Here is an 11728-nt window from a genome sequence, read left to right as displayed (position 1 = left end):
CCCAAACCACCCACCGAACCCCAAAGTCACACTATTAGAACCAGCTCGCGAAGCCATCATTCAAACCGTCCAATCCAAAATCCGCGAATTTGGTTCGGCAGGCAAAGCCATAGCACTCACTTAATTTTTGAATCCTCTTACTAATCTTGCTATACTAAACAAGCAATCAAAACACATAGAAAAGAGGAATAAACTAATGATTAACAAAATCGGGCAAGTAATGATTTACGTTAATGACCAAGAAGCCGTAGCAAAATTCTGGACAGAAAAAGTAGGCTTCGTCATCATATCTGAAAATGAAGCAGGGGATGCACAACGTTGGATCGAAATCGCGCCAACAAAAGATGCAGCAACAACATTTGTTCTACAAGACAAAGAAGCAGTCGCTAAAGCTCAACCAGAAATGAACTTAGGTACACCGTCTATTTTACTCTATGGTGATAATTTAGAAGCGATGTACGCAGATTTCCAAGCAAAAGGCATCACAGTCGGTGAACTTGTTGACATCCCGAACTTTGGCCGCGTCTTCAACTTCGCTGACATCGAAAATAACTATTTCGCAATTCTTGAAAAATAAACGACAAAAAAAACGGTAGCCTCCGAATATGGAAACTACCGTTTTTTATTTGCTAATTATTTCGTTGTTGAAGAATCAGATTCTTTTTTTGCAGATGAATCGTATTGTGCGAATGCATCTTTCAAATCTTTGTCGTCAATCTTAACGTCAGCTTTTTTGTATAGTTTTTGCAACGCTGCTGTTTTAGTCTCAGAAGTTACTTTAGAAGCTAGATAATCTTTCTTCACTTGCGCTTTATCTTTTTCAAAAGTAGTTTTCGCAGGGTGGTCTAGCATTTTAATAATGTGGTAACCGGCGTCTGTTTTAACAACTGGGCTGATGTCGCCTTTGTTCTTCAATGCGTATGCTGCTTTTTCGAACTCAGGTAACATTTTACCAGGACCGAATGGCGCTAATTTACCACCTTGTGTAGCAGAACCTGTATCTGTAGAGTTAGCTTTTGCTAATTCTTCAAAGTTACCGCCAGATGTTACTTTCTTGTGAAGATCATCTGCTTTCGCTTTGTCAGCAACTAGTATATGTTCAACAGTGATAGCTGGTTGCCATGTTTTGTAATACTCTTCTAACGCTTTATCGCTTGTGTCAACAGAAGCTTCTGCTGCTTTCGTGCTCAAAAGATCGAATTTCAGATAATCAGATTTAAATGATTTCTCTGTGTAACCACTTTGTTGTAACATGCTTGCAAGTTGGTCACCATATTGATCTTGGAACGTTTTGTATGCTGCATCGATTTCTTTGTCTGTTACTTTGTATTTATCTTCTAAAATCTTCGTCATTGCAAGCTGAGATACGTACTGATCTCCAACTTTGGCTTTCATGGCATCATAAAGTTCTTGTTGTGTTACGTCTCCAGCTTTTGTTTCAACAACAGCGTCATCTGCTGAGTTGCCACATGCTGCTAAACTGAAAAGACCCATCATTGATACCATACCTAATACTAATTTTTTCTTCATTAACTAATACACTCTCCTCAAAAGTTTAAATAAGTTCTGCTTAACTACATTTACATCATACCACAAAATAGGTGGCAATAAAGTAAAATGTCAAAAATCTAATCCATTTCTAATTTTGCTTCTAACGTCTCTCATTAGATGTTTATGACAGCATTATACCGTCAAGCGTTGCCGAAAAGAGAAGCAGTAACACGGAAATATTTACAAGACGATAAAATAACTGGCATTGTTTCGGGTTAAAATCTTGTTTTGTTACATACCGCTCGACCAATAAATTAAAAGCAAGTAAAGCAATCACGCCAAATACGGCGTATACTACGTAAAGAAACACAATTTTCCTCCTTACTCTTCTGAAACAAGCACTGAAAAACCACGATCAGCATCTTCAACAAAAGTATGTTTTGGTGTTCCAAGAATGTTTTTGATATGGAGAAAATCCGGATAACACATTCCCACATGAATCGCAATCAAAATGAGAAACAATGGCGAATGAAGAATTGTCGTCGTGAACATCGCCACAATTAAAATCACCGATATAAAAACAAACGGAAAAATTAAAGAAGCAATGTAATGCCATTTTGGAATGACACGACGAACCCGAACTTGTAAACAAGGCAATACATAAAAATGTCGTCTCACTCGAATTTGCACACCGTCACGATATCGCATAAGTGCAAGAATATGCAGACCCTTATGAAGAGGATACAATGCAAGTAATGCAATAAATGTTGGCAATTCAAAGACCATCACAAATTGGTTCGGAAAGACCAGATTTTCAATTAAAAATAATACGCACATAGTGGCTAACGAAATTAAGCTGGATTTAAAAAAGACGCGATTATACTCATCTTTTCGCTCCACATTGATTGTCTTTAAACAACGCATGGATAACTAATCCTCCATTACTAAAAAATATCTATGATGGCATGCATCACCTTAGTATTGTAGTCCCTACCAGCCAATTTTTCAACCCTTATTTGAACAATGGTCGTTTTCCTGTGAAAAAAGTGTGACAACCCTGCATTTTTTCGCAAAATAAAAAGCGCAAATCACCTGTGAGAGAGGGCTTTGCACTTTTATAATTTAATTGCTGTCTTTTTTATCTTTTTTTAGTGTTTTCTCAAGGTCAGAGATGGTTTTTTGCATGTCTTTGATTTCTTCTTTTAGACGCGCTTTTTCTGGTTCCATTTCTTCATTCCAATTAGCCACAGATTCTTTAATGTCGGTCGATAGGTCTTTTAGTAATGTCGTACCTTCAGAGCTCAGAACTTGAACCGATTGTAGTAAATCGGTAGCATTGTAGGCCAGTTCTTTCAAAATCACACCAGCTTCGCCTGATTTTGCGGCGATGTCTTGGCGCAATTCACGCCCTGATTTCGGGGCTAAAATAATTGCCGTTGCAGCGCTGGCAATACCGCCAATAAGTGCGCCGAGTATTATAGATTTTGCATTCATAGTCGATCACTCCAAATTTCTTTAATTTTATACCTCTTTAGCTATTTTGTCGGCCAATTCCTGGAAAGCTTCTTTGGAATACCAGTTGGCATTGTCCGTCCATTTCAAGCCGAAATCATCTTTGTTCGTATAGCGTGGAATTAGGTGGATATGATAATGAAAGACGCTTTGAGACGCGATTTCTTCATTATTATTTAAAATGTTAAGTCCTTTTAGTGGCAAAGCTTTCTTCATACCCGCCGCAATCTTAGGAACCCGACGGAAAATTTCCGCTGCCGTTTCTTCAGGTAAGTCAAAAATATTGCGCGCATGCTGTTTCGGAATGACTAGTGTGTGGCCCTCAGTAACTTGACCTAAATCCAGAAAGGCATACACTTGATCGTCCTCATAAACTTTAGCAGAAGGAATCTCGCCCTTCACGATTTTGCAGAAAATACAATCATCCATATTGAAATAGACACCTCCGAAAAATTTGACTCTCTTTGTATCTAATGTACCATAAAACTAAATAAAACGCATGTATAAAAGCAATCGAAATAGTGAATGTATAGCAAAAACGATGGTATCTGTGCTATTATAAGGTCAATAAGATTGGATAATAGGAGTGATAACATGGCTTTAGTAGAAATTCATAACCTGACTGGCGGCTATACAAAACGCCCCGTTTTAAAAGATATTTCTTTTCAAATTGAAGAACGTCAAATCGTTGGTCTAATTGGCTTAAATGGTGCTGGTAAAAGTACAACAATTAAGCATATTACTGGTTTAATGCAGCAGAAACAAGGCACGATAACCATCAATGGTCATTCTTTAAAAGAAAACACCGAAGAATATCGTAAACAATTCGCATATATTCCAGAAACACCTGTATTATATGAAGAACTTACATTAAAAGAACATTTGGAATTAACAGCAATGGCTTACGGCTTAACAGAAGAAGAATTAAAAACGCGGATGGCTCCTTTGCTAAAAGAATTTCGTTTGGAAAAGAAGCTAAATTGGTTTCCAGCCCATTTTTCAAAAGGGATGAAGCAGAAGGTGATGATTATGTCGGCATTTCTTATTGAGCCGAATTTGTATATCATTGATGAACCTTTTGTTGGGCTTGATCCGCTTGGTATTCAGTCGTTGCTTCAGTGGATTGGAGAAATGAAAGATACGGGAGCTAGTATTTTAATGTCGACGCATATCTTAGCGACAGCTGAGAAATATTGCGATAGTTTTATTATTTTACATGATGGTGTGATTCGTGCGCAGGGGACACTTTCTGATTTGCAAGCTGATTTTGAGATGCCAGGAGCTTCGTTGGATGAGATTTACGTACAATTAACGATGGAAGAAGATCAGGCCGATGAAATTTGATGCGGTAGATTTATTTAGGAAGCGTTACAGCAGTTACTTAGAGGAAGTAATGCGCTACTTGCGGTACATGCTGAATGATCATTTGCTTTTCGTTTTAATAATTGGCGTTGGCGCGTTTGTATATACCTATTCTGGCTGGGTCAAAACGCTAACTCCAGAGTTTCCTGCGATTCCTCTGATGGTAATTCTACTCACAGCAGCGATTGCAGTTACTTCTATTTATACATTGCTAAAACGCCCTGATGCGGTATATTTAATCGTTCAAGAAAAAGCAATGGGAGACTATTTTAAAAAGGCACATATGGCTAGTTTCTGGATGCAGATTTATATTTTTATTTTGGTGCTAGCGGCTTGTATGCCAATGTATGCGGCAGTTACAGGTTTTAGTTTTTCACGATTTTTCCCGTTAGTGATTGTGATGTTGCTGATGAAACTATGGAATATTTATTTTCAGTGGGAGACGGCGAAGCTTGAGAATACAGATACAACGTGGTTATTTACGCGAATTATTATTAGTGCAGCACTTATTTATTTAGTACTAGCTTTTAATCTAATTTGGTCGATTCCTGTGACGCTGGTCGTTCTTCTTGGTAGCTATTTGTGGATAAAAAATAAGACGGCAGGGCTAACGATACGCTGGGAGTATTTGATTGATAAAGAAGAAGCGAGGATGAATCGTTTTTATCGTTTGGCGAATTTATTCACGGATGTGCCTCATTTAAAGGGAACTGTGCGTCGCCGGGCGTATTTGGACTTCTTATATCGTCCAATTCCGTATGCGAAACGTAAAACATTTGCATATTTGTGGAGTAGGACATTTGTGCGGACGAATGAATTCATGGGACTTTATGTACGCTTAACGGTGATTGCGTTCTTGTTACTTGTTTTTGTGCAAGGTTTCTATTTGAATATTATTTTCTCGCTATTATTTATCTATTTAACCGGATTCCAGTTCATTCCGATGCTGCGCCATTTCGATGGGCAAGTCATGATGAAACTGTATCCGATTAGCGATGCGTTCAGAACACGCTCATTTATTCATTTCTTGCGAATTTTGCTAGTTGCCCAGGCATTACTATTCGGCATTATCGGCATTGCGCAAAACGGCTCAATTGGCGGCGTCATTATATTAGCTGTGAATTTAGCCTTTGTAGCGGTATTTACGTTCATGTACGTGCCGTTTAGAGTGAAGAAGATGTATCAGTAAAACTAAATAAAAAAAGTGATGCTAAAGCTCTATTGCAGATGCGCATCACTTTTTTTGATGGGTATTGTATAAACTGTGTAAGCGTATCAAAAAGCCTCTTGCTCAGCGAATTACGCTTTGCTAGAGGCTTAGATATATTATGATTTACTTCTCATCATGAAAATATTCAGGGAAATGGTATACATCTACATGTGAGAAACCACTCTGTGAACTATTCTGGCGGATCAAATCCATAATTTTATTGTGCTCTGCGCCGTTTTTCCAATGTTGATAGGCATTTCCACTGTCCCAGAACGTTAAAATAAGATATTTACTCTCTGTTCGGGATTGTAGTAATTGTGTGCATTGTAAACCAGGTGCTTCGTGCAGTTTTAAGGAAATAGATTGGTATAATTTCTGGAAAATGGGTACTTCTTCGGAACGTAGGTGTAAGTATTCAAATGTGACTGTGCCATGGCCTTTCATCTCACCGTAGCTGTGGGTGATTCGATAAGTGTTCCCCTCCCTAAATACGGTAGCCGCTTCTGTTTCCTCTAAAAGGATAGAATCACCGAAATTTTGTAGTAATGTAATATTGCGTGTTGGGTGAGCGGCAAGAATTTGACGCAGAAAATGTTCGGTTCCGCTTGTGATGTATGCATATTTCATAGTATTTGCCTTCTTTCTAATCATAATATGTAGCTTTTATATAATTAGATACTACAACTATTTTACTTTTTCTGCAAAAATAAAACGTCGAGAAGTTAGATATCTGGTTTTTCGCTATGTTTTTTGGTATGCTGTAGATTGTAATCATTATAAAGTGATGTCTCGTTTTATGTGCTGTAATGAACAATGAAGGGGTTTTGTCATGAAAAGGTTAGAAAATGATTTATTTTTACGTGCTGCGAGAAAAGAAGCCGTGGAACAAATACCTGTTTGGTATATGCGCCAAGCAGGACGTTCTCAGCCGGAATATCGCAAATTAAAGGAGAAGTACTCATTATTTGAAATAACGCATCAGCCGGAGCTATGTGCTTATGTGACGCGCCTTCCTGTGGAACAATATGGCGTGGATGCAGCGATTTTGTATAAGGATATTATGACGCCGCTCCCAGGTATGGGTGTGGATGTTGAGATTAAGAGTGGTATTGGCCCTGTTATTGAGAATCCAATTCGTGATGGCAAGGATATTGAGAAGCTCGCTTTATTCCAAGCAGATACGCATGTGCCGTATGTGTTGGACACGATTAAGTTGTTGACGCAAGAGCAGTTAACGGTGCCGCTTATCGGTTTTGCAGGTGCGCCATTTACACTGGCGAGCTACATGATTGAAGGCGGACCATCGAAAAGCTACCACCAAACAAAAGCATTTATGTACACGAAAGAAGTAGAATGGCACATGTTGATGCAAAAACTAGCCGTTATGACTGCGGATTATTTATTAGCGCAAATCAAAGCGGGGGCAAGTGCTGTTCAGATTTTTGATTCGTGGGTTGGATCGCTTAGCGCAGCAGATTACCGTACATACATTAAGCCGGCAATTACACAAATTGTAACAGCAATAAAACAACAAAGTCCAACGACGCCAGTCATTATGCAGGCGGTTGGTGCAACACATTTGTTAGGAGAATGGAAAGACATGGACGTGGATGTTGTTGGTGTGGATTGGCGCATGTCTATTAAAGAAGCAAGAATACACGCGGGGAATAAAGCCGTGCAAGGGAACCTCGATCCAGCACTACTTTTAGCACGAGATAAATGTTTGACGCAAGCAGATCAAATTTTGCAAGAGGGTACAGTGGAAACGGGCTTTATTTTCAATCTTGGGCATGGTGTTTTTCCTGAAGTGCCGCCAGCAATGCTGAAGGAACTAACAACGTTTGTTCACGATCGAAGTGCAATTTTATTAAGGGGTGAAGAAAAGTGAGTAAAAAAGTTGGATTATTAGTAATGGCATATGGAACGCCTTACAAAGATGAAGATATTGAGCGTTATTATACGGATATTCGTCACGGGCATACGCCAAGTCAAGAACTGATTGACGATTTACGTTCGCGTTATCATGCCATTGGCGGTCTATCACCACTTGCTAAAATTACGCAAGCGCAAGCCTATGGTTTGGCGGAAACATTAAACGCGATGCAATCGGATGTCGAATTTAAAACATACATTGGCTTGAAGCATATCGAACCGTTTATTGAAGATGCGGTACAAGAAATGAAGAATGACGGTATCGAAGAAGCGATTTCGATTATTTTAGCGCCTCATTATTCAAGTTTTAGTGTGAAAGAATACAATGGTCGTGCGTTGAAGAAAAGCGAAGAAATTGGCGGGCCAACGATTCAAACGATCGATAGCTGGTACGATGAACCGAAATTTATTACGATGTGGGCTGAGCGGATTAATGCTGTGGATATTCCACAAAATGAGCTTGATCAAGCAGTTCTTATTGTTTCTGCACATAGTTTACCAGAAAAAATTAAGGAACAAAACGATCCATATCCAGACCAATTAGAAGAAACCGCAAAATTAATTTTTAATAAAGTAAAAGTACCTAATTATGCATTGGGCTGGCAAAGTGAAGGAAAGACTGGTACGCCTTGGCTTGGGCCTGATGTGCAAGATTTGACGCGCGCTTTATTCAAAGATTACAAATACAAGCACTTCATCTATACGCCAGTTGGTTTTGTGGCGGAACATTTAGAAGTTTTGTATGATAATGACTATGAGTGCAAAGTAGTAACAGATGAGATTGGTGCGACATACCATCGTCCGCCGATGCCAAATGATGACAAAGAATTTTTAGACGTACTAGCAACCGTTGTTTGGAAAAATTGGTCAAAATAGAGAAATATAACTAAAAAGGTGAGTGTTTCCTGTGGTGAGAAAGAAAATTGTTGTAATTGGTGGGGGAATTACAGGATTATCAAGCACATTTTACTTAAAAAAAAGAACTTGAGAAACAAAATTTAGACTATGAATTAGTATTATTAGAAGCAGGCACAAAAGTCGGGGGAAAGATTGATACGATGAAGCGGGACGGTTATATTATTGAGCGCGGTCCCGATTCGTTTTTGCGTCGGAAACCAGAAATGAAAGATTTGGTGAAAGATCTTGGGATGGAGGATTGCCTGGTGGAGAACGCGACGGGCGAGAACTTCGTGTTGGCAAAGCAAGGACTGCATGCGATTCCTAAAGGTTCTATTATGGGAATTCCGACGCGATTTCGGCCTTTTATTAAATCAAGATTGTTGTCGTCAAGCGGTAAATTTCGCGTATTCGGTGATTTATTTTTGGGCAAGAAGCGCGTGGCTAACGAGGACATGGCACTTGGCACGTTTTTGCGGGCGCGAGTGGGCGATGAGATGGTGGACAATATTTTGGAGCCACTCATGTCAGGCATTTACGCCGGTGATTTAGATGAAATGAGCGCAGAAGCTACGGGAGAACAGTTTCTGAAATTAGAAGACGAGCATGGCAGTCTTTTAAAAGGTGTTCGCCAAATCTATAATGAAACGACGGCGAAACAACCGACGGAAGCCACATTCCTAACCGTTCGTGAAGGACTTTCTTCGGTCGTATCAGCCTTAGAACAAGAACTTTCCACAAAAATTATAAAAAAAAGGTAAGCGTGTCCAAGCGATTACAAGACAACCGCGAGGCTATGAAATCACGATTTCCAAAAAAGAAAAGCTTCAAGCAGATAGTATTTTCATCGCTATACCGTACCAAGAAATTGTCCCATTGTTCCGCGGCGATGCTGTTTTTGAACAAATGGGGGAAATTCCGGCGGCAAGTGTCGCGACAGTAGCCATGGTGTTTCCGAAAGATGCGGTGGAAGAAGACATTAAAGGCAGCGGATTTGTCGTATCGCGAAATGAAGATTTTTCGATGGCTGCATGTTCTTGGATTCACCGGAAATGGCCGCATACTGTGCCGGAAGATAAAATTTTGCTCCGTGCTTTTGTTGGGCGTCGTAAGGAAGAATCGATTGTTGATTTAGCCGACAAGGCAATCGAAGAAACGGTTCTAAGCGACCTAAACAGAATCATGAAAATCAACCAACCACCAGAATTCACTACGGTGACAAGATGGCGCAATAGCATCCCACAGTACACCGTAGGCCACGAACATCGGAAAGAAGCCATCTATAGTGAGTTCAAGCAATCCTATCCAGGTATTTTTGCGGGTGGCGCTTCTTTTGAAGGAGTGGAACTATCGGAGTGTGTCCGCCAAGCAAAATCAGGTGTCACTTCCATACTAAATTTCTTAAAAAACTAAACTCAGAATTTTTTCTGGGTTTTTATTTTGGCTTAAACACACGCAGGTAAGCGCTATCATGAATTATTACCATAATACTACCTAGTTTTAATCATATTCTCATTTTACTCGGGCATAATAACAGCATAGACATACCCAATACGGGAGGAAAAGAAAATGGATAAAATAGAAAAGAAACGAATTGCAGAAAATATTAATTTATATATAAGACTGAATGGCTTTACGAAACGCTCATTTGCAAAGGCGACTAATTTTTCACAAGCCACGGCGGAAGCGATTTTGAATGGCAAAGTTAGAAGTAATACCAAATTCAATAAATACATAGTTAGAGTGACAGAAAAGCTAGGTTTGGATACACATTACTTTAAACAAGATAAAGAAACATTGCTATCAATGCCTATTCATTATCAAGAAGATGACGAGAAAATTCATATCGGTGATGACAAGTACAATACGATTAGCGCAATGCTACAAATTGGCGATGTCTATTACAACAATAACTAAAAGTAAAACCGGTTTGCTCAAATGCGAATCGGTTTTTTGTGTGGTTCAAATATGATAAGGTGGAAGAAGTGAGATCGGGAAAGGATTTGATTTTTTGAAACCAGCAGGTATTTGTTTTTTTGATTTAGATGGAACGTTACTGACGAGCGATTCTGTGGTGGCAGCCAGTTCTGTTCAAGCTTTACAAGCATTACGTGACAAAAATATCATGCCAATTATTGCAACTGGACGTACATTGTGTGAAATTGATCATGTTCTTGATGCAACAAAAATGACTTCTGTTATTGCGATGAACGGCCAATATGTGATGTATGATGGCAAAGAAGTTTACACGAATCCAATCGTTGTAGCAGAAATTAAAGCGTTGTACGAAGGGACACGGTCACAAGGTATTGAGATGGCTTTTTATACAGAAGAAAAAAAATAAGGGCAAACCGCGCAAAATGAGATTATGGAAAAGCATTATCGTTATTTAGGCGAAGCATCACCAGAAATCGATGCCGAGCTTTATTTAAAAGAGCCAATTTATATGTTGTTGCTGTTGCTGGAGCAGGGCGATGAATTTTTCCCAGAGCGGTATCCGTATTTTCAATTTGTACGCAATACACCGTTTAGCAATGACGTTGTGCCAAAAGGCGGTTCTAAAGCGCGTGGGATTGCTAAACTATTAGAGGTAATGGGATTTGAAGATGTGCCAACATACGCATTTGGCGATGGTATGAACGATTTGGAGATGTTCGAAGCGGTGGATTATGCGATTGCAATGGACAATGCCGTGCCAGCTTTGAAGGAAAAAGCAGCCTTTATCACGGCAAATAATAACGATGACGGCATTGCAAAAGGTTTGCAGTTATGCGGATTACTTGAATAAATGAAAAAACAGGATTTTCAGTCTCATAAGAAACTGGAAATCCTGTTTTTATAGCGCCCTTAAACTGCCTTCCACAAAGCATTGATGTTTAAGGGGTAGGCAGTGATTATTTCACACTGCTTGTAGGCTCATCGCATAAAATTAATAGTAACACGCAAGCCGTTCAAAGTAAAGCTTTATTTTAAATGCAACATCAGCGCTTCATACGGTTGCAAAGTTATCTGATTTTCTAACGTTTCGCGTCCATAGTTAGATGCTAGAATTGCGCAATCCTTATTTTGATACTGTTCAGGCACAAGCCACGCCATTTCTTTCTCGCTAAAATTACCAACAACAACTAGCGTTTCATTTTGCCATTCGCGCGCATAATCATAAATGACTTCACTTTCGGCATCAAGTAATCGGAAATCACCATTCGCAAAAATCGCATGCTCCCGTCGTAGCGCAATTAAATGCTGATACGTGTAAAAAATCGAATCAGGATTAGCAAGCGCTTTGTCGACCGTCCAGTTATCCTCATGAATCGGCGCAAGCCA

At 39.4% G+C, this 11728-nt stretch carries 14 protein-coding genes and 2 pseudogenes; 9 read left to right on the top strand and 7 right to left on the bottom strand.

Annotation, left to right across the window (positions count from 1 at the left end):
* Positions 1–196: 196 nt before the first annotated feature.
* Entirely contained in the window at positions 197–577 is a 381-nt protein-coding gene (locus tag PRIP_RS10025) for a VOC family protein (protein ID WP_036101068.1), read from the top strand.
* Between the two features lie 56 nt (positions 578–633).
* Here the strand turns inward: PRIP_RS10025 and PRIP_RS10020 are convergent, their stop codons facing one another.
* From PRIP_RS10020 to PRIP_RS10000, 5 genes are all read right to left on the bottom strand, one after another.
* Positions 634–1530 carry a peptidylprolyl isomerase gene (locus tag PRIP_RS10020; protein WP_036101067.1) on the bottom strand — a complete coding sequence of 299 codons (897 nt, stop codon included), beginning with the start codon at positions 1528–1530 and terminating at the stop codon, positions 634–636.
* Positions 1531–1672: 142 nt separating this feature from the next.
* Positions 1673–1861 (bottom strand): hypothetical protein, encoded by a 189-nt coding sequence (locus tag PRIP_RS10015; protein ID WP_036101066.1) that lies wholly within the window; start codon positions 1859–1861, stop codon positions 1673–1675.
* A gap of 11 nt (positions 1862–1872) precedes the next feature.
* A complete protein-coding gene (locus tag PRIP_RS10010; protein ID WP_036101065.1) occupies positions 1873–2415 on the bottom strand; it encodes a DUF3267 domain-containing protein in 543 nt (180 codons plus the stop codon).
* Between the two features lie 198 nt (positions 2416–2613).
* Positions 2614–2985, bottom strand: a complete 372-nt coding sequence (locus PRIP_RS10005; protein WP_036101064.1) for a YtxH domain-containing protein — start codon at positions 2983–2985, stop codon at positions 2614–2616.
* 27 nt (positions 2986–3012) lie between these two features.
* Entirely contained in the window at positions 3013–3432 is a 420-nt protein-coding gene (locus PRIP_RS10000) for an HIT family protein (protein WP_036101063.1), read from the bottom strand.
* Positions 3433–3597: 165 nt separating this feature from the next.
* On the opposite strand from PRIP_RS10000, the gene PRIP_RS09995 reads away from it, so the two are divergent.
* Both PRIP_RS09995 and PRIP_RS09990 read left to right on the top strand, forming a co-directional pair.
* Positions 3598–4347: an ABC transporter ATP-binding protein gene (locus tag PRIP_RS09995; RefSeq protein WP_036101062.1), complete on the top strand. Its 750-nt coding sequence runs from the start codon at positions 3598–3600 to the stop codon at positions 4345–4347.
* On the top strand, positions 4337–5554 hold the full coding sequence (locus PRIP_RS09990) for an ABC transporter permease (protein ID WP_036101061.1): 1218 nt from the start codon (positions 4337–4339) through the stop codon (positions 5552–5554). Before PRIP_RS09995 ends, PRIP_RS09990 begins: the two co-directional genes overlap by 11 nt.
* 144 nt (positions 5555–5698) lie before the next feature.
* Here the strand turns inward: PRIP_RS09990 and PRIP_RS09985 are convergent, their stop codons facing one another.
* Entirely contained in the window at positions 5699–6202 is a 504-nt protein-coding gene (locus PRIP_RS09985) for an antibiotic biosynthesis monooxygenase family protein (RefSeq protein ID WP_036101060.1), read from the bottom strand.
* A 202-nt stretch (positions 6203–6404) separates the two neighbouring features.
* Between PRIP_RS09985 and hemE the strand changes: the two genes are divergently transcribed.
* The 6 genes and pseudogenes from hemE to PRIP_RS09960 all read left to right on the top strand — a co-directional run bounded on the left by hemE (position 6405) and on the right by PRIP_RS09960 (position 11192).
* Positions 6405–7463, top strand: coding sequence for a uroporphyrinogen decarboxylase (gene hemE, locus PRIP_RS09980; RefSeq protein ID WP_036101059.1), 1059 nt, complete (start codon positions 6405–6407; stop codon positions 7461–7463).
* Positions 7460–8383: a ferrochelatase gene (gene hemH / locus PRIP_RS09975; protein ID WP_036101058.1), complete on the top strand. Its 924-nt coding sequence runs from the start codon at positions 7460–7462 to the stop codon at positions 8381–8383. Before hemE ends, hemH begins: the two co-directional genes overlap by 4 nt.
* Positions 8384–8502: 119 nt before the next feature.
* Positions 8503–9165 (top strand): annotated as a pseudogene (hemG, locus tag PRIP_RS17985) (protoporphyrinogen oxidase); the annotation flags it as partial.
* Positions 9166–9178: 13 nt separating this feature from the next.
* Entirely contained in the window at positions 9179–9817 is a 639-nt protein-coding gene (gene hemG, locus PRIP_RS17980; RefSeq protein WP_077912978.1) for a protoporphyrinogen oxidase, read from the top strand.
* 156 nt (positions 9818–9973) lie between these two features.
* On the top strand, positions 9974–10321 hold the full coding sequence (locus tag PRIP_RS09965) for a hypothetical protein (protein ID WP_036083084.1): 348 nt from the start codon (positions 9974–9976) through the stop codon (positions 10319–10321).
* Positions 10322–10415: 94 nt separating this feature from the next.
* Positions 10416–11192, top strand: a pseudogene (locus tag PRIP_RS09960) (Cof-type HAD-IIB family hydrolase).
* 176 nt (positions 11193–11368) lie between these two features.
* Here PRIP_RS09960 and PRIP_RS09955 read toward each other — a convergent pair.
* Positions 11369–11728, bottom strand: a 360-nt coding sequence (locus PRIP_RS09955; protein WP_036101057.1) for an alpha-glucosidase C-terminal domain-containing protein, incomplete at its 5' end; no start/stop codon positions are given.

Source organism: Paenilisteria riparia FSL S10-1204 (genome assembly GCF_000525995.1).
GTDB classification, from domain to species: domain Bacteria; phylum Bacillota; class Bacilli; order Lactobacillales; family Listeriaceae; genus Listeria_A; species Listeria_A riparia.
Note: the sequence above shows the minus strand (reverse complement) of the source record. Positions and strands in the feature narration are given on the sequence as shown.